Here is a 17,405-nt window from a genome sequence, read left to right on the forward strand (position 1 = left end):
AATGAAAAAAATGTTTTTTGCCTTCTTTTTGATTTTGGGAAGTATGGCGGTGCAGGCTCAGGAAGCCGAAATTAAATGGATGACGCTTGACGAAGCTTTGACATTACAGAAAAAGAAGCCTAAAAAAGCCAAACCGATTTTCATGGATGTTTACACCGACTGGTGTGGCCCTTGTAAGATGTTGGATAAAAATACGTTTCACGATCCTGCTTTTGTGAAATACATTACTGAAAATTATTATCCTGTAAAATTTAATGCTGAAGGTAACTCAGAGGTAACCTATAAGGATAAACAATACAAAAATCCGAATTTCGACCCGAACCGAAAAGGTAGGAATTCTGTGCATGAATTTACCATGTTTTTGAAAGTTCCGGGTTATCCGTCGGTTTTTGTTTTAGATAATAAAGGGGAAATCAAGCCACCCATTATCGGTTACAGAACGGCAGAGCAACTGCTTGATGAACTTAAAAAAATCAATTAATTTTATAGAATCCCTTTTCGACAGTGGCATGGAAAGGGATTTTTTCTTTTTCACAAGTGGCTTTCCATCGGGTTATTGCTTTTCTGTAATTCGAGCCGTCTGCTATAATTTGTTTGGGGCGCAATGTCGCAACCAACCGCTCCAGATTTATTTTTGCCGATTGTGTGAGCAGGACAATATCCGGTTGTCTGCTAAGGTTGTAAATGCCTATACTGTCCACAATCAGAATCGATTTTTCTTTATAATAGACTACATTTTGAATAGGATAAATTTCTAATTTCTGTTTGAATTTCCCTCTGTTGTAAGCCCTGAGGTTATTGTTGTTTTCTATAAGACTGTCATTGGTGTACACGAGGATCTTCTCGTTTCTTTTTTCAGCCAGCAGGGTTTTCTTTTTGTTGTTGAAAACAATGAATTCATTTTGGTTGTCGTTTTCGTGAATTGTTATGAGAAGGGTAAGTTGGAAGAGCAATCCGCAAAAAACTGCTGTAATCAATCGTTTGTAGTTTTTCTGATAACACCAAAACACCATTGTTGCAATCAGCAAATAAAGACTTACGAGCAATGGAAACGAAAAGGGAATTTCTTTTAAAGTAAACCCTTCGAAGGTAGTAATCCAGGCAATGTAATCATTCATCAGTACGATAGAACCGGAGAGTAGTTTTCCTAAAAGAATTGCGGTTGTCGGCCAAATGAAATTCATTAGTAAAATGAATATTCCGTAGACTAAAATAAAACTGGAGAGCGGAATTACCACGAGGTTCGCTAGTAAAAATAAACTTGGGAATTGATGAAAGTAATACAAGCTAATGGGTAGCACACCAATTTGGGCAATAAGTGAAATGATGACCAAATCGATACCATAATTCAGGATTTTGTTGCGGATTCGATTTCGGGGGAAATAATATTTTCGAAACAAAGGTTGTAAGGCAACAATTGAAAACACTGCGGCGTAACTCAGTTGAAAACCTACATCAAACAGGAAGTTAGGCTTAAAAAACAAAATGGTCAGCATGGAAACGGCCATTGCATTGTACATGTTGTTGGTCTGATTCCGGTACACACCCCAACTTATGAAACTGAACATTACCACAGAGCGCACTACAGATGCGGATAATCCGGAGAGTAATGCAAACCCCCAAAGGCATCCGAGCGCTATAAGAAGTTGTATGAACTTGCCATTTCTTAAACGGCTTAACGGTTTTAAAAAGGTTAGCAATATGGCATACAATATGGCAATGTGTAGGCCGGAAATAGCCAAAATGTGTATCACTCCAGAATCGGTATACTGCTGATTGATTTCCGCATCCAAATCCTGTCGCTGCCCAAGTAGTAAAGCTTTGATGATAGTGTAAACCGGCTCCGGAAACTGATGGATTTTAAAACTGTCCAAAAGCTTATCGCGATATTTCTCGATATAGTAGTCGAAATTATTCTGCTGTGAAATAATTTTGAAATCTGTTGCCTTCAATTGTACTTGATGGAATATATATTGTTTCTCCAAGTATGCGGCATAATTAAACTGATACGGATTGATGGATTTTGCAATAGGTTGGGGAAGCTCAAGCAACTGTAATTGATCGCCTGCCTCTAATTGACGGGGGAAATCTTTTTTTGAGACATTGAGAAGTATTTTTCCTGTAGCAGGTTTGTTATTCCAATGAGATACTTTAAAATAATATTTTTCAGAGTAAGCATTTGGTTTTAGTCTCTCTGAAATTGTGCCGGTAATGTAGCCGTTTTCTTTTTCGATAAAGTGAGAATAATGACTGGAATATTGCTGCTCAGAATGCAGCGTGTGCGATAAGATGCCACATACAAAAGCCATGAAAAGCACACTGCATCCAAAATATTTTTTTTGTATAAAATGGGTGTTTGCTCTTCGGTAAGCCAAAATTGTAAGAGTGATGCCAATTAGGGTGATAGTGAAGGCGTGTTGCAGCTTTAGTGGGAAATAATGATTTACTGCAATTCCGGAAGCAAATCCAAGGGTAAGTAATATAATAGGAAATTTCGCTGTTTTCATAACAACGAAAGTAGTAATTATTTTGTAAGATATTACTTATTTTTTTAAAAACATTTTTCAGGATAAATGTAATTGGTTAATTACAGAAATAAATTGGGCTTTTGTAACAGGTTTCACAAGATAGTCGGACACTTCTTTAATGTTTTTTACTCTTTTCATGTCTTCTGACGAAGTGGATGACGTGATGACGTAAATTATAATTGATTTTTCAATTTCGTTTTTAAGGCCGATGTAATTTTCTAAAAATTCCCAACCATCCATGATGGGCATGGAAAGATCCAGAAAAATAATTTCCGGCAGCAGCTGGGGGTTGTTTTTATTTTCAACAATATAATCGATAGCTTCTTTGCCGTTTCTGAAAACCTGAATTAAATCGACCAGCTTAGTTTCCGATACAATTCTCTGCGTTAGGTATACAATAATTTCATCATCGTCTATAAGGGCAAGTGTTTTTAATTGAGACATGTGTCTGGTTTTTTGAGCGTGTTATTCAGGCAAATTTAAGAAAAAGTTATCTTGGGGGATGATTAAGTATCATCCAAAACATACCCAATTCTTTAATGGCTTTGAAGAAATTCTCACTTTCTACCGGTTTAACGATATAACTGTTGGCTCCAAGTTCGTAACATGTTTTTACATCCGGATCTTCTTTGGAAGAAGTCAGGATTACCACAGGAATTGTTTTAAGAACAGGGTCGGTTTTTATTTTTTGGAGCACTTCGATACCGGATACTTTCGGCATTTTTAAGTCGAGAAGTAATAATTTGGGATGTTCCAGAATATTGCGTGTCGCAAATTCATTTTTACAATAAAGATAGTCCAACGCTTCAGCCCCATCTTTCAGGTGTATGATGGTATTTGACAAGCCGCCTTTCTTAAGTGCATGAAGTGTGAGAGTCGCATCGTCGGGATTGTCATCCACAAATACAATTTCAATGTTGTTATAGCTCATAATTTCTGTTTTTTTAAGACGTTATATTTGGTAAACTGAAATAGAAACTGCTTCCTTCTCCTAATTTTGATTCGGCCCAAACGCTTCCGTTATGACGATGGATTATTTTTTGAACAATGGCTAGACCAATTCCGGTGCCTTCAAATTCTTCCTGGGAATGCAATCGCTGAAAAACCCCGAAAAGCTTATGGTAATACTGCATATCAAAGCCTGCACCATTATCTTTTACATAATAAACCACTGAATCATTTTCAGGATACGACCCAATTTCGATGACCGGTTTGTCTTTCTTCTTTGAAAATTTTAATGCATTTGAAAGTAAATTCGTCCAAACTTGTGTGATTAAAGCCTGACTTCCTTTTGCCGGGAGTAAATCCGTTATTTTAACGCTTACGTTATCGTGGTCTTTTTCAATAACTTCCTCCAGTAAAGAAGTTACCAATTGTGTCATGTTTAGGTGTGAGGTGGTCAGATCGGCTCTTCTTAACCTTGAAAAAGCAAGTAGGTCATCTATAAGTTCTCCCATTTTTTTGGAATTCTTGAGAATGGCGTTAAGGGTTCTAATGCCCTCTTCGTCCATAACGTAAGCGTAATCGTCCTTTAAAATTTGAGAGTACCCGCTTATGGCACGCAAGGGTGCTCGTAAATCGTGTGAGACGGAATAGGAAAAGGCTTCCAGTTCTTTATTCATGTCAGAAACCTGTTGTTCGGATTTTTTTAATTCTGTAATATCGGCATCTACAAAAACTAAATTTTTAAGGTTTCCGTTTTTGTCAAAAATTGGGGTAAGGGTGGTTTGTACCCAAATTTCATCCCCACCTTTAATCGGGTTGATAGCGTCATAACGTATCGATTTTTTTTCCCGGATACATTCTTCAATGATGTCTTTAATGTTGTCTTTACCGCTTACTTCTAAAATGTTTTTGCCTCTTTTTTGCAAGTATTCTTCCATGTTTTGCCATCCGAACAGTTTCGAAAATCCTTCGTTGAACCATTCTGCGTTACCGTCTTTATCCGTAATGAATACTCCGTTTGCGGTTTCCCGTGCCACAATAGACAGTTTTTCAAGTTTTTTATTCTTTTCAGTAATAATCTGGTTTGCCTTGACTTTGAGTTTAAATCGATTGTAGACTACAAATAAGAGTAGCAGGATTAGCGTGACAGCTCCTACCAGATAATTACGTATGGTTTGTTGTTGTTCGAGTTTGGTTTGTTGCAGCTCCTGATTTTTGTTCAGCAATGCAATTTCTTTGTCTTTGTTTTTTGATTCAAATTCTACCTGAAATCTGGCTAATGCATTTGCTTTTTCCTTATTCAGTATACTGTCGGAATAGCTTTCGTAAAGTAAACGGCTTTCGTAGGCTTTTTGATAATTGTTTTGGGAATGATAAATTTCGGAAAGCAATTGGTAATGGTCTTTTAAGTTGCCAATATAATGGTTGTATTTTGCAATTTTCAGATATTCATTAGAGATGGACAGTACTTTGTTTAGCGCTCCCATTTCTTTGTAAATGAGCATCATCTGATTCATAGCGGACAGTTTATTCAAGACATTACCGCTTTTTTGGGCTAATTCGTAGGCCTTTAAAAAATAGTTTAATGCCTCAGGATAATCGTTGCGATATTTGTAGGCTTCTCCGAGATTGAGCAGATTAATGCAAGTTCGGGTGTTGTCTTTCAGGTTTTGGCTTATTTCCAGGGATTGATTCGAATAGTCAATCGATTTTCGTAAGAAATTGTCTGATTTCGTAAGTTTGTTGTATCCAAGATAAGTATTGGCCATGTTGATATAGGAAACGCAGATGCGCTCCTGATTGTTGGTTTTTATGTAATACTGTAAAGCGTATCCGTAAAGATTTAATGTTTTTCTGAGGTAGGAAGTGTCCCTTAAAACGCTCGCTCTGTCGGCATTAACGTGTCCCATTACCATTTGGCATAAAGCTGCGTTAAGCTCGTCTTTTGTTTCCTTGTATAAAGTGAAAGCCTTGGTAAAACTTTCGATTGCTTTCTTATAGTTATCGGTTTCTTTGTAAACATAGCCCAATTCAAAGTACGCTTTCGCCTGGCCGGACTTATCATTAAATTTTTCGAAAATGGTAAGTGCTTCCGCAATTTTGTTCAGCGATTTGATTCGGTCTCCCTTGGAACGGCTTATTTTTGAGAGGAGCAAGATGGCAGAAGCCTCTCCTTTTTTAAAATGAATTTGGCGGGAAAGACGGATGGCGTCGAGGGCAAATTTTTCCGCTTTTTTAATATCATATTGAATTAGTTCATTGCTGTATAAGACAAGAGTATTTACTTTATTACTGTCTTCGGCAGCTGTATTAATCCTTTTTTCGAGCGAATCTTTTTTAGAGTTTTGGGCAATAGTCCGTTGCTGCGTTAAAAAACCACAGTTCGTGATGAAAAACAATATCAGAAGTAATTTTTTCAAATACAATCAAAATCTTTTCTTAAAGGTAGTAATTATTTGAGAATAAGTAAATTAACAGGATACTTCTTATTGAGATAAATGAGCTTACAGGGTATTTTTACGGTAGTTTGTAATTTTTGAATTCAGATATTTTCCGTTCTTTCGACAATCTCACGAATGATGGTGTCCAGGTCTTTAGCGGCAATTTCAAGTTTTGATAGCACTTCCAGATTTAAAGGATCAGCCGGGTTTTCAGTATTGAAAATATAGATGAGGCCTAATATGTCGGCAACGGGTCTTCGGATTTGGTGTGACTGCAAATGCGCAATTTCCAGTAATTTCTGATTTTGGGATTTTATTTTTTCTTCGACGATTTTCTTTTCGTTTTTTTCTTCCACTTCTTTTACTGCCCGTTCAATTTTTTGGGTAAGTGTGAAGAGTTTGTCTTTCTGAACATAATCGGTAACCCCGTTTTTAATGAGTTCTACGGCTTTTTCTTCACCAATGGCTCCGGAAACAATCAGAAACGGAATCTCGGGATATTTTTCCTGTTTGATGCGAAACGCACTAAGTCCGTCAAAAGCCGGAAGGTTAAAGTCTGATAGAATAAGATTGGGCAGAAACTGTTCTAAAGCGTTTTCAAATGCTGTGCGGGTGAGCGCAATTTCAAAAAGGAATTTTACTCCGGATTTTTTTAGTTCGCGTACCAGTAAATCAGCATCACTCGGATTGTCTTCAAGGATTAGTATTTTTAAATGCTCCTCCATATTCTGCCTTATGGTTTCGGTTCAAAAGTTCAGTAAATTAGTGGTTGGATGGTTGTTGTATACTGTCAACTACTTTAAATTTACGAACAAATACAATAAAGAAGGCCGATAATTCCTTTTTTTTACATTTTTATCGATGAGATGCGCTTTTTTATAGCGAAAATCCAATTATTCCTTTAGTGCTGCAATGATAAGCTGTGCTGTTTTTTCACTGGCACCGTCTCCTCCTAATCGGGTTTCCAATGCGTCATATTTTTTCAGAAGATTGGCGCGATAGGTCGGATCGAGCAGTTTTTTGAGTTCGGTTTTGATTTTCTTAGGGTTGCAATCGTCCTGAATCAGCTCGGTCACCACTTCCTCATCCATGATTAAATTAACTAAGGAAATGTATTTTAAAGTGATGATGCGTTTGGCAATCTGATACGAAATCCAGTTGCCCTTGTACAGTACCACTTCCGGAACTTTAAACAAAGCCGTTTCCAAAGTGGCGGTTCCAGAAGTTACTAAAGCCGCATGCGCCACACCGAGCAGATCATACGTTTTATTGGAGATAAAATGCACCTGATCGTTTGTTAAAAACTGTTGGTAAAACGAAAATTCCTGACTGGGGGCGCCGGCAATTACGAATTGATAATCCGGAAAATCGGGCATTACGGCAAGCATTTCCGAAAGCATTTTAGCAATTTCCTGTTTGCGACTTCCGGGAAGCAAGGCGATAACAGGGCGCTCATCCAAACCGTTTTCCTTTTTGAAAAAATCAGGATTGGTTTTTGGTCGGTTATGAATAGCGTCAATCAGCGGATGACCGACGAATGCTACAGGGAAATTATGTTTTTTCTCGTAAAAATCTTTTTCAAAAGGCAAAATCACATACATTTTATCCACATCGCGTTTAATGGCTTTGATGCGGCTTTCTTTCCAGGCCCAGATTTGCGGAGAAATGTAATAATGATTTTTCAGACCTATTTTTTTGGCCCACTGTGCAATACGCATGTTAAAACCAGGGTAATCAATATAGATGATGACATCGGGCTGAAATTTCAGAATATCGGCTTTGCAGAATTTGATATTGTTAAGAATGGTTTTCAGATTCATGATTACTTCGGCAAATCCCATAAACGCAAGGTCACGGTAATGTTTCACCAAAGTGCCGCCTGTTTGTTGCATCAGATCACCTCCCCAAAAACGGATTTCCGCATGCGAATCGTGTTTGAAAATGTTTTTCATCAGGTTGGAGCCGTGCAAATCCCCGGACGCTTCTCCTGCTATGATGTAATATTTCATTTCTAAAGAATTACGGTTAAAATAGCCAATACAATAGTAGCAAAAATAACGCCTTTGGCCATTGTTTCTTTTTCTTTGTTAAGCAGATAGAAAAAGGCAAACAGGTTGAAAACAGCTCCCAAAGTAATCAGTTTTCCGGTGTAGCCATAGTTTCGAATCATCTGAAGTTCTGCAACGGAACGTATTTCGGTAAAAAAGTAAAGAAAGATAAGACACCCGACAAAGGCCGTAGTCAAGCCGATGAAGAAGCCAATAAGTAAATCCTTTTTATTCATTTTCGTAATTCATTTTCTGATTCGTAATTATTTTAAATTCCAGGTGTTCAGTTGTTGGATAGCGTGATGAGCCGTCAAATCAAATTGTACCGGAACCACTGAGATATAGTCGTTTTTGAGCGCCCATTCATCGGTGTCTTCTCCTTTGTCTAAATTGACAAATTCACCGGTTAGCCAATAATATTCTTTCCCCTGTGGATTGATTCGTTTGTCGAAACGTTCCTCCCAAACCGCTTTCGCCTGACGGCACACTTTTATACCTTTGATTTCCGTTTTTGGTAAATTAACGTTTAAAACCACTCCATCGGGTAGCCCTTTTTCTAACACTTCCTGTGCAATTTTTTTAATATAAGGCTTGGATGGTTCGAAATCGGCATGCCAGCTGTAATCCAACAACGAAAAACCAATGGCGGGAATTCCCTCGATACCGGCTTCCACGGCTGCCGACATAGTTCCGGAATAAATCACATTAATCGAAGAGTTGGAACCGTGGTTAATACCGGAAACACACAAATCCGGTTTGCGTTTCAGGATTTCATGGACGGCAATTTTTACGCAATCCACCGGCGTTCCGGAACAACTGTATTCGTTTTCGAGTTCCGCATCTATTTTAACCTTTTCCAAATGCAACGTGTTGTTGATGGTAATAGCATGTCCCATAGCAGATTGCGGGCTGTCGGGAGCTACTACAATTACGTCGCCCAATTCTTTCATTACCTCAATTAAAGCACGGATTCCGGGTGCAACTATGCTGTCGTCATTAGTGACTAAAATTAAAGGCTTTTTCTTCATGGTTTCGGTTATTTGTTTATTTTCGCTAAAGTAAGCAATTTCCCGTTGGATGTTGGTACAATTTTTGCTTTTCGAATAGTGAAAGCATAAAGAAACCTTTAACAAAAAATTATTGGAACATTAAGAAAGACGCTTGCTTTTTTATGTAATTTAGTGAAAAATAGTAATGAATACTTTTTGGCAGTTTATGAAGAGAAATTATAAGATTGTGTTGCTGATAACAGCTTTGTCGGCAATACTGTGGAGTTTTATGCCTAACAAAAAGGAAGACCCGGAAAAAGACAAACTTTTATTGGAACTTCTCACTTTTGTTCTGGAGAAAGGGCATTATGACCCCGTGGCGATGGATGATGCGTTTTCAAAAAGTGTATTCAAGGAATATATCAATTCAATTGACCCGTCTAAACGATTCTTTGTCCAGTCTGATATTGAGGAATTTAAAAAATACGAGACCCAAATTGACGACATGATCAAAAATAGGGATTTGAAATTTTTTGAATTAACCTATTCACGTCTGATTGAACGTATGGGGGAATCCAGAAAAATCTATAAAGAGCTTATGGACAAACCTTTTGATTTCAATAAAGACGAAACCATCGATACGGACTACGAAAAAATGCCTTTTGCTAAAAACAAGCAAGAATTGCGTGGCCGTTGGGAGAAACAGTTGAAGCTGTCGGTTTTGTCATCAGTAACCGATAAGCAGAAATTGGAAGAAGACAAGAAAAAAAGCGATGCCAAATATCAGGTTAAATCCTTATCGGAATTAGAGAAGGATTCACGCGAAACAACTTTAAAATCGTTAAACGAATATTTTGATTTTGTAGAAGAGTTAACCCGCAGCGATTGGTTTTCCATCTATATTAATGCGATAGTGGAGCGTTTTGACCCGCATACCTTCTATTTTGCACCCGAAGAAAAAGACCGTTTCGATGTTAGTATGAGCGGAACCTTAGAAGGAATTGGTGCCCGTTTACAAAAGAAAAACGACATTACCGAAGTTTCAGAACTGATTCCCGGCGGACCGGCTTGGAGGGGTAAAGAGCTGGAACAAGGTGATTTGATTATGAAAGTAGCGCAGGGCAATGACGAACCGGTTGATGTGGTAGGGATGCGCCTGGATGATGTCGTGAAAAAGATCAAAGGTAAAAAAGGTACCGAAGTACGTTTGACCGTTAAAAAAGTAGATGGAACCATCAAAGTGATATCCATTATCCGTGAAGTCGTGGAGCTGGAGGAAACGTATGCTAAGTCGAGTGTCGTGAAGCAAGGAGATAAAACTTATGGAGTGATTTACCTGCCTAAATTTTATATCAATTTTGAAAATAAAGACAACCGCGATGCTTTTAAAGATGTAGCCAAAGAAATTGAGCGCCTGAAAGCGGCCGGTGTGGAAGGGATCGTTATGGATTTACGCGATAACGGCGGTGGCTCTTTGCAAACCGTTGTTGATATGGTGGGCTTGTTTATTCAAGATGGGCCGGTGGTACAGATTAAATCTTCCGGTAAGCGTAAAGAAGTACTTTATGACAAAGATTCAAAAGTGCAGTGGGATGGTCCATTGGTAGTTATGGTGAACAATTTCTCGGCTTCGGCTTCTGAAATTTTTGCGGCGGCTATTCAGGATTATAAGCGCGGTATCGTTATTGGTAGTAAACACAGCTACGGAAAAGGAACCGTTCAGAATGTAATCGACTTAAACCAGTTTGTACGAAGCAGTTCATACGGTGATTTGGGTGCCTTGAAAACCACTACCCAGAAATTTTACCGAATCAACGGAGGATCCACACAACGTGAAGGTGTGTTGAGTGATATCGTGATGCCGGATCGTTATTCGTATATCGACATGGGTGAGCGTGATATTGAAAATGCCATGCCTTGGGATAAAATTGATGAGGCTGCTTATACGGTTTCAAAGACGGCAAGTTTTGACGATGTAATTGCTAAAAGTAAGGAGCGAATGGCTGCAAATCCAACATTTCGTTTGATAGATGAAAATGCAAAATGGATTAATGAAAGAAAAGATGTAAATGTATACAGCCTGAATTTCAATAAGTTTAAGGCTGAAGAAGATGCGATTGCAGAAAAAGCAAAACGTTTCAAAGGGATTGTTGATTACAAAAACAATTTGAAATACACTTCGTTACCTTACGAGCAGGAATTGTTTAAAAATGATACGCTTTTGGCTCAGAAAAGAGAAAGATGGCATGAAAGTCTTTCGAAAGATGTTTATGTGGAAGAAGCTTTAAATGTATTGTCTGATATGAAATCGAAAGCGGTACTTAGCAAAGGATCTATCAGTTTAAAAGACAAGAAGAATAAATTAGCAGAAGTAAAATAATGCAATTATTAGTTACAAAAAAAGCCATTCGAATGAATGGCTTTTTTTGTTATCTCAGTTTTTCCAGTTTTATTTGGGCTTTTTCCAAATCCAACTGCAGTTCTTTTTGTTTGTTGCTTAGTTTTAAAAGTTTTTCTCGGGCTTTCAGTTCTTTTTCTGCATCGAGTTTTCCTTTTCTCATTTGCTTATCGAACTTTTCCTGTTCTCGTTTAAGCTCTTTTTTATTGTCTTCGATTTTCTCTTTGGCTCTTTCAATATTCTTTTGGGCTTTTTCGATTTTTTCTTTTTCCTTTTCTGCTTTTTTAAGCTCTTTTTCCAACTTTTTGCGTTCTTTTTCAGCCTTGTCTTTTTCTTTTTCCGCTTCTTTGCGCTGTTTTTCGGCTTCTTTTAAGTTTTTGATGCGCTGTTTTTCGATTTTTTCCGCTTCTAATTGTTTGTTTTTTTCTTCAGCAGTAAGTTTTTCGGCTTGTGTTTTATCGATGGCTTCAACAGCGGTTCCGTCTGTGGGTTTTTGTGTTAAAGAGTCTTTGACTGTTTCCTGAGAAAAGCCAATTTGAGTCATCATAAAGGTTAAAACAGCTATTAGTTTGATTTTCATTGTTACTGAATTAAATTAGACATTATCTTAATACCTTTACAAATCTAACAAATATTAGACCATAAATGATTTTTGCTGTTCGTTTTATGACTTTTGTGAAAGTTGCTTTTTTTGTTTTTTTGTTTTATTCCTGTTCTGAAAATAAGCCAACCAAGAAAGGATATGAATCAGAAGAAGAACCACTACAAGAGGAAAAATCTTTAGTAAGTACCGTTTCCGAACCTTTCGATTTTTATCCCAGTTCTACGACTAATACCGTTGTAACGCGAGATGGTTTTGCGTTTTCTTATTCCGAAGAGCACGAACAATCGGAATGGGTGGCCTATGAATTATCATCCTCAGATTTTTCCAGGCGTAATTTTGAACGCCCTTTTTTTATTGAAGATCCAAAAGTGAAGACGCGTTCTGCCGACTGGCGCAATTATAAAAAGTCGGGTTATGACAAAGGACATCTTTGCCCTGCAGGAGATCGGAAAAGCAGTTATGAATCCTTTAAGGAAACTTTTTTTACATCGAATATTTCGCCTCAGCAACACGATTTTAATGACGGTGTTTGGAACCGATTGGAACAGAAAGTGCGTTATTGGTCCAAAAAATATAATGGGCTATATGTAGTAACCGGTGGCGTTTTGAGTGATAATTTAAAAACCATAGGTCGTGAAGAAGTGGCGGTTCCCAATTATTTTTACAAAGTTTTAATGACAAAGGATGGAAAACGAATGATCGGTTTTTTAGTGCCTCATGAAGAAAGTGCTAAACCCTTATATGAATTTGTAGTTGATGTGGATACTATTGAAAAAATGACGGGAATTGATTTCTATCCTAAACTTTCCGATGGTATTGAGACAGAATTGGAAAAAACAAGCGATTACAAAGGCTGGAGTTTTTAATTACCACTCGTTAACCTTATTGGCATCCATCTTAATAAAAATAAACAATAATATGGTAAACGCCCATAAGCTCGATCCGCCATAAGAAAAGAAAGGTAATGGTACGCCAATTGTCGGGAACATTTTGATTAACATGGCAATATTCACAAAGAAGTGCATGAACAGATACGCAACAACACAGTAGCCGTATACCCGACTGAATTTCGTTTTTTGGTTTTCAGCCAAATGAATCAACCGGAGAAATAATAAGACAAAAAGCGCTATAACTACGGTAGCACCAACAAAGCCCCATTCTTCCCCAACGGTGGTAAAAATATAATCCGTATGTTGTTCAGGAACAAAGCCTCCTTTGGTTTGTGTACCCTCAAGGTAGCCTTTTCCGACCCATCCGCCGGATCCAATGGCAATCATCGACTGGTTCAGGTTGTACCCTTCTTTTTTCATGTCTACATCCTCTCCAATCAGTACATTGATACGATCTTTCTGGTGTGGTTCCAATACATTTTCATATACATAATCCACCGAGAAAACCATTGCGGTAATCACTACGAAAAGGATACCGTAAATAATGGGGTTTCTTGTAATGCGAGTATTGAATATATAATGGATAACCATTACCAGAGTTGTAAAGGCTATTAGGTAAGTGGGTTTTACAATTAGTGCCAAAATAAACAGCGCCGCACCAATAAAACCAGTCCAAAGGTACCAGCTGGGTAAGCCTTCTCGATAAAGAACGAAAATTAGGGAGAGGAAAATCATCGCACTACCTGCATCGGGCTGCATTAAAATCAGTAAAACGGGAAAACAAAATACGGCAAGGGCAAAAAACTGATGGTTGATTTTTTTAAGGTTGATTTGAGAGTCACTGACCAACTTGGCTAATAAAAGCGCTGTTGCAGTTTTAACAAATTCCGAAGGCTGAAAACCAAAGCCTCCAAATTGGTACCAGTTGGTTTGCCCTTTAACGGTTTTTCCGAAAGCAAACAAGCCGAGAAGCGATAATATGCCCAAGATGTAAAAGACTGTCGAGTATTTTTCAAAGATTTTAGCATCCATGGAGAGGATGATAAAGATAAGCGGTACGGTCAAAATGATGAAAAGCATCTGTCGGCCATAGGTTTGCGACATGTCAAAAACGGATGTTTCCTCAATGGGTAACGAAGCCGAATAAATATTCATCCATCCCATAATAACAAGCAGGGTATAGATGATTACCGTAATCCAGTCAAGGTTGCTAACTACGCTTTGATTTTTCATCTTTTCTCGGCTTTTTTTCTTTGTTCTGTAGGTACGGTTTTTACGTTGGCATTATTTTTTTGCGAATTGTCTTTTTTCTCTTTCTTTTCGCTTTCTGCTTTTTTCTCGGCTTCTTTTTTAGCTATTAATTCAGCACGTTGGTCTTTTGGTACCAGATAATAGCCGTTAGTAACTTTTTCATATTCGAATTGTAAACTTCCGTTCAGCATCCTGTTTTCCAGATCTACTCGGGTTATGGTGTCTCTTCGGATGTATTTTTCAATCATTAAACTGGCCATGGGAGCTGCCCATGTGGCACCATAGTGTCCGTTTTCCACCAATACCGCAAGGGCAATTTTAGGATTGTGTCTTGGAGCAAAAGCCACGAAAACAGAGTGATCCTGTAATTGGACCCTTCTTCCATCTATTTTGGTGAAATTTTCGGCCGTTCCGGTTTTACCACATATTTCAATTCCCTCCACACGTGAACCATAGGCTGTACCCATATTGTAAACATCGAACAATCCGTCAATTACCGGTTTGTAATATTGTTTATCGATAGTGGTAATATGCTTGGTCGTGAATTTTTTGTCAATAGGTTGTCCTTTTATTTTCTTAATGATGTGAGGGGTGTAGTAATACCCTTCGTTGGCAATTGTAGCCATCATATTGGCCAATTGCATCGGTGTCATCAATACTTCTCCCTGTCCGATGGAATTCGAAATGATAGTGGAACTTTTCCAGCCGCCATTAGGATACCAACGATCATAGTACTCAGAAGTAGGGATGTGACCTTTACGGCCTGGTGGTAAATCGTAACCCATGAAATCACCCAAGCCAAAACTTTTCATGTGATTGCTCCAGGCATTTACTCCAAAACGCGGTTTAGGATACTTGTCAATGGTTAATTTAAAAACATTTCCAAAGTAGGCGTTACAGGATTTGTAGATACCCACATGTAAATTACGTGCACCACCACCACAGTGACAGCGCATAAAAGCGCCTCGGCCATAGGAAAAACCGCCGTGGCAAAGAAACTGCGTTTGTTCGTCGATAACGCCTTCCTGAAGACCTATAAGGGCTGTAAGGATTTTAAAGGGTGATCCGGGTGGGTATTCTGCTAATAAACCTCTGTCAAACAAAGGCATGGAAATGGTGTCGTGGTATAAAGCTGTGAAATTTTTAGAGCGTTCACGACCTACCAATAAGGCCGGGTTGTAGGAAGGTGCCGTAACAAGTGCTAAAATCTCTCCGGTCTTAGGTTCAATAGCCACAATACCGCCACGCTTGTTCTTCATTAGGGCTTCGCCGTATTTCTGAAGTTCTGCGTCGATAGTCAGTGTGATGTCTTTTCCCTGAACGGCGATGGTGTCGTACTTTCCTTCTTTGTAGGAACCGATGTCTTTGTTGAACCGGTCGCGCTGACGGTATTTCACCCCTTTAACCCCACGTAGGATTTCTTCGTATTCGCTTTCAATCCCTTGCATGCCAATTAAATCCCCGCTTTTGTAATAAGGGTTTTTTTGAATGATACCGTCATTTACCTGAGCGATATAGCCGAAAATATTGGCTCCCACTTCTACCTGATAATCGCGAAGGGAACGTTTTTGGATGTAAAATCCGTTATATTTTCTGATTTTTTCCTGAAAGGCTGCATATTCAACTTTATTCAGCTGTGGTAAAAATACAGAAGGCAGTCTTGGGCTGTATACTATTGCTTTTTCAATTTTTTTGTTGAATTCTTCTCTGGTAATGTTTAGGATAGAGCAGAACTCCAAAGTGTCTAAATTTTTGATTTCCTTAGGGATAACCATGATATCGTACGAAGGCTGGTTAGCTACCAGCAGTTCGCCGTTACGGTCGTACATATACCCTCTTTCCGGGTAATCGTAAACAATCTTGATGGCGTTGTTGTCTGATTTTTTAATGTACGAATCATCAAGAATCTGCAGATAAAAAAGCCGTGCCAGAATAAGTACTGTAGCAGCAATTATCAAACCGGGTAAAAGAATTTTTCTCATCGCTTGCTTGGCTTAATCAGATATAACGTTATAATAGAAAGTACTAAAGTGAAAACTGTTGCTAGTAAAGTTCGTAATAATATTTCCCAAAAGAAATTAAATCTGAAAATTTCAAGAAAAAATAAAGTGAAATGATGAATGAGAATCGCTATGAGCAGGAATGTAAAGCGTTCTGGAGAAAGTTTGTCTGCAATTTTAACAGTCTGGTATTCATAACTGATACCAAAGGCAAAACGGAAAATAGACGGTCGGGCATATGCCAGAATAAGACAAGCGGTTGTGTGCACGCCGCCGGAATTTCCAAACATATCCATAACCAGTCCCAAGCAGAAGCTGGCTAGTAAAAGCCCGGCACGGTTACCGTTTACCGGATATAAAATAATGAAAAGGATATACGGCAAAGGATTGATGTACCCTAAAAAGTTGATGTTGTTAAAAACAGCAACCTGAAGAGCCAGCAGGGCAATGAATCGGAATATGTTTAGAATAAGCGTGCTATTCATCCTTTTTTGTTTCTTCTTCCAGTTGAAGGACTTCTTTTCGTTTTACGTTTTCGATTACATAAACGTGTCCTAAATTAGTCATGTCATTAAACAATCGTACACTGATGGTGTAGTAATTGGTAACCTTGTCAATATAAACACGGTCGATTTTTCCAATTGGAATGTTTTCCGGAAAAATAACCGATCGTCCTCCGGTTACAATGGTGTCGCCTTTTTTAACAGAAGCCAGTCTTGGCACATCAACCAATTGCACAAAGCCCACATTTTTTCCGTCCCAGCGTAAGGAGCCAAAATGGTTGGAGCTCTTTATTTTGGCATTGATTTCCGATTTTATGTTCAGCACACTTTGTACCGTGGCAAAATTTTTAGAGGTTTTTTCAACGATACCGACAATTCCTAAACTGTTCACGACTCCCATGTCCACTTTGATCCCGCTTTTAGTGCCACTGTTGATGGTCAGGTAGTTTTCATGAACGTTGAACGAGTTGTTGATTACTTTGGATTGGATTACTTTAACGTCTTCGTAACCGGCCGGAATCAGTTCTGTGGAAGCGATAACGGTATCCGGTTTGTTGTAAAGTAATTGTTTCAGGTAAGCGTTCTCCTTGGCAAGATTGTCGTTTTGCGTTCTCAGGTAGAAATATTCTTTTACATTGTTGATTCTCTGGTAGACACCTCCTGTGATATCATTAGCCGAACTTACAAATTGGCTTTTATGATAGGAGTGCGACTGAATCGTTAGTGTTAACGAGGTAATTAAAAGCAGCAAAAACAGCAATCGAAGGCTGTTTTTAAATATAAAATTAATTATTTGCTGCATGTATTA

16 protein-coding genes are annotated in these 17,405 nt (G+C 38.3%); 3 read left to right on the forward strand and 13 right to left on the reverse strand.

Features of this window, described 5'->3' with window-relative positions:
- The first annotated feature begins 1 nt into the window (after position 1).
- Complete coding sequence (locus ABGT15_RS11345) at positions 2-481, forward strand: thioredoxin family protein (RefSeq protein WP_367231538.1); 480 nt, start codon at positions 2-4, stop codon at positions 479-481.
- On the opposite strand, the gene ABGT15_RS11350 is transcribed toward ABGT15_RS11345, so the two are convergent.
- The 8 genes from ABGT15_RS11350 to surE all read right to left on the reverse strand — a co-directional run bounded on the left by ABGT15_RS11350 (position 474) and on the right by surE (position 8,990).
- Positions 474-2,507, reverse strand: a complete 2,034-nt coding sequence (locus ABGT15_RS11350; RefSeq protein ID WP_367231539.1) for a ComEC/Rec2 family competence protein — start codon at positions 2,505-2,507, stop codon at positions 474-476. The two genes, ABGT15_RS11345 and ABGT15_RS11350, sit on opposite strands and share 8 nt — an antisense overlap.
- Positions 2,508-2,564: 57 nt before the next feature.
- Positions 2,565-2,972, reverse strand: coding sequence for a response regulator (locus tag ABGT15_RS11355; RefSeq protein WP_367231540.1), 408 nt, complete (start codon positions 2,970-2,972; stop codon positions 2,565-2,567).
- A 46-nt stretch (positions 2,973-3,018) separates the two neighbouring features.
- Positions 3,019-3,459 (reverse strand): response regulator, encoded by a 441-nt coding sequence (locus tag ABGT15_RS11360; protein ID WP_367231541.1) that lies wholly within the window; start codon positions 3,457-3,459, stop codon positions 3,019-3,021.
- A gap of 13 nt (positions 3,460-3,472) precedes the next feature.
- On the reverse strand, positions 3,473-5,893 hold the full coding sequence (locus ABGT15_RS11365) for an ATP-binding protein (protein ID WP_367231542.1): 2,421 nt from the start codon (positions 5,891-5,893) through the stop codon (positions 3,473-3,475).
- A gap of 122 nt (positions 5,894-6,015) precedes the next feature.
- A complete protein-coding gene (locus tag ABGT15_RS11370) occupies positions 6,016-6,639 on the reverse strand; it encodes a response regulator (protein WP_367231543.1) in 624 nt (207 codons plus the stop codon).
- A gap of 168 nt (positions 6,640-6,807) precedes the next feature.
- On the reverse strand, positions 6,808-7,923 hold the full coding sequence (lpxB, locus tag ABGT15_RS11375; protein WP_367231544.1) for a lipid-A-disaccharide synthase: 1,116 nt from the start codon (positions 7,921-7,923) through the stop codon (positions 6,808-6,810).
- 2 nt (positions 7,924-7,925) lie between these two features.
- Positions 7,926-8,198 (reverse strand): hypothetical protein, encoded by a 273-nt coding sequence (locus ABGT15_RS11380; RefSeq protein ID WP_367231545.1) that lies wholly within the window; start codon positions 8,196-8,198, stop codon positions 7,926-7,928.
- 27 nt (positions 8,199-8,225) lie between these two features.
- Complete coding sequence (gene surE, locus ABGT15_RS11385) at positions 8,226-8,990, reverse strand: 5'/3'-nucleotidase SurE (protein ID WP_367231546.1); 765 nt, start codon at positions 8,988-8,990, stop codon at positions 8,226-8,228.
- A gap of 166 nt (positions 8,991-9,156) precedes the next feature.
- On the opposite strand from surE, the gene ABGT15_RS11390 reads away from it, so the two are divergent.
- Entirely contained in the window at positions 9,157-11,331 is a 2,175-nt protein-coding gene (locus tag ABGT15_RS11390; protein WP_367231547.1) for a carboxy terminal-processing peptidase, read from the forward strand.
- Between the two features lie 49 nt (positions 11,332-11,380).
- Here the strand turns inward: ABGT15_RS11390 and ABGT15_RS11395 are convergent, their stop codons facing one another.
- A complete protein-coding gene (locus ABGT15_RS11395) occupies positions 11,381-11,929 on the reverse strand; it encodes a hypothetical protein (protein WP_367231548.1) in 549 nt (182 codons plus the stop codon).
- Positions 11,930-11,994: 65 nt separating this feature from the next.
- On the opposite strand from ABGT15_RS11395, the gene ABGT15_RS11400 reads away from it, so the two are divergent.
- The gene (locus ABGT15_RS11400) at positions 11,995-12,819 is read left to right on the forward strand and encodes a DNA/RNA non-specific endonuclease (RefSeq protein WP_367231549.1); all 825 of its coding nucleotides are present in this window, start codon (positions 11,995-11,997) and stop codon (positions 12,817-12,819) included.
- Here ABGT15_RS11400 and rodA read toward each other — a convergent pair whose 3' ends face one another.
- Genes rodA through mreC form a run of 4 tightly spaced genes read right to left on the reverse strand, consistent with a single transcriptional unit; the run spans position 12,820 to position 17,399 of the window.
- Positions 12,820-14,076 carry a rod shape-determining protein RodA gene (gene rodA / locus ABGT15_RS11405; RefSeq protein ID WP_367231550.1) on the reverse strand — a complete coding sequence of 419 codons (1,257 nt, stop codon included), beginning with the start codon at positions 14,074-14,076 and terminating at the stop codon, positions 12,820-12,822.
- Entirely contained in the window at positions 14,073-16,076 is a 2,004-nt protein-coding gene (gene mrdA / locus ABGT15_RS11410; RefSeq protein WP_367231551.1) for a penicillin-binding protein 2, read from the reverse strand. Before mrdA ends, rodA begins: the two co-directional genes overlap by 4 nt.
- Positions 16,073-16,579, reverse strand: a complete 507-nt coding sequence (locus ABGT15_RS11415) for a rod shape-determining protein MreD (protein ID WP_367231552.1) — start codon at positions 16,577-16,579, stop codon at positions 16,073-16,075. Before ABGT15_RS11415 ends, mrdA begins: the two co-directional genes overlap by 4 nt.
- Positions 16,572-17,399, reverse strand: coding sequence for a rod shape-determining protein MreC (mreC, locus tag ABGT15_RS11420; RefSeq protein ID WP_367231553.1), 828 nt, complete (start codon positions 17,397-17,399; stop codon positions 16,572-16,574). Before mreC ends, ABGT15_RS11415 begins: the two co-directional genes overlap by 8 nt.
- Between the last annotated feature and the right edge of the window lie 6 nt (positions 17,400-17,405).

It is taken from the genome of Flavobacterium enshiense, assembly GCF_040750275.1.
GTDB classification, from domain to species: Bacteria; Bacteroidota; Bacteroidia; order Flavobacteriales; family Flavobacteriaceae; genus Flavobacterium; species Flavobacterium enshiense_B.

Excerpts from the sequence above, each read along its gene's own strand:
- ABGT15_RS11345 (WP_367231538.1), top strand. The coding sequence starts at position 2 with ATGAAAAAAATGTTTTTTGCCTTCTTTTTGATTTTGGGAAGTATGGCG.
- ABGT15_RS11350 (WP_367231539.1), bottom strand. The coding sequence starts at position 2,507 with ATGAAAACAGCGAAATTTCCTATTATATTACTTACCCTTGGATTTGCT.
- ABGT15_RS11355 (WP_367231540.1), bottom strand. The coding sequence starts at position 2,972 with ATGTCTCAATTAAAAACACTTGCCCTTATAGACGATGATGAAATTATT.
- ABGT15_RS11360 (WP_367231541.1), bottom strand. The coding sequence starts at position 3,459 with ATGAGCTATAACAACATTGAAATTGTATTTGTGGATGACAATCCCGAC.
- ABGT15_RS11370 (WP_367231543.1), bottom strand. The coding sequence starts at position 6,639 with ATGGAGGAGCATTTAAAAATACTAATCCTTGAAGACAATCCGAGTGAT.
- lpxB (WP_367231544.1), bottom strand. The coding sequence starts at position 7,923 with ATGAAATATTACATCATAGCAGGAGAAGCGTCCGGGGATTTGCACGGC.
- ABGT15_RS11380 (WP_367231545.1), bottom strand. The coding sequence starts at position 8,198 with ATGAATAAAAAGGATTTACTTATTGGCTTCTTCATCGGCTTGACTACG.
- surE (WP_367231546.1), bottom strand. The coding sequence starts at position 8,990 with ATGAAGAAAAAGCCTTTAATTTTAGTCACTAATGACGACAGCATAGTT.
- ABGT15_RS11390 (WP_367231547.1), top strand. The coding sequence starts at position 9,157 with ATGAATACTTTTTGGCAGTTTATGAAGAGAAATTATAAGATTGTGTTG.
- ABGT15_RS11395 (WP_367231548.1), bottom strand. The coding sequence starts at position 11,929 with ATGAAAATCAAACTAATAGCTGTTTTAACCTTTATGATGACTCAAATT.
- ABGT15_RS11400 (WP_367231549.1), top strand. The coding sequence starts at position 11,995 with ATGATTTTTGCTGTTCGTTTTATGACTTTTGTGAAAGTTGCTTTTTTT.
- rodA (WP_367231550.1), bottom strand. The coding sequence starts at position 14,076 with ATGAAAAATCAAAGCGTAGTTAGCAACCTTGACTGGATTACGGTAATC.
- mrdA (WP_367231551.1), bottom strand. The coding sequence starts at position 16,076 with ATGAGAAAAATTCTTTTACCCGGTTTGATAATTGCTGCTACAGTACTT.
- ABGT15_RS11415 (WP_367231552.1), bottom strand. The coding sequence starts at position 16,579 with ATGAATAGCACGCTTATTCTAAACATATTCCGATTCATTGCCCTGCTG.
- mreC (WP_367231553.1), bottom strand. The coding sequence starts at position 17,399 with ATGCAGCAAATAATTAATTTTATATTTAAAAACAGCCTTCGATTGCTG.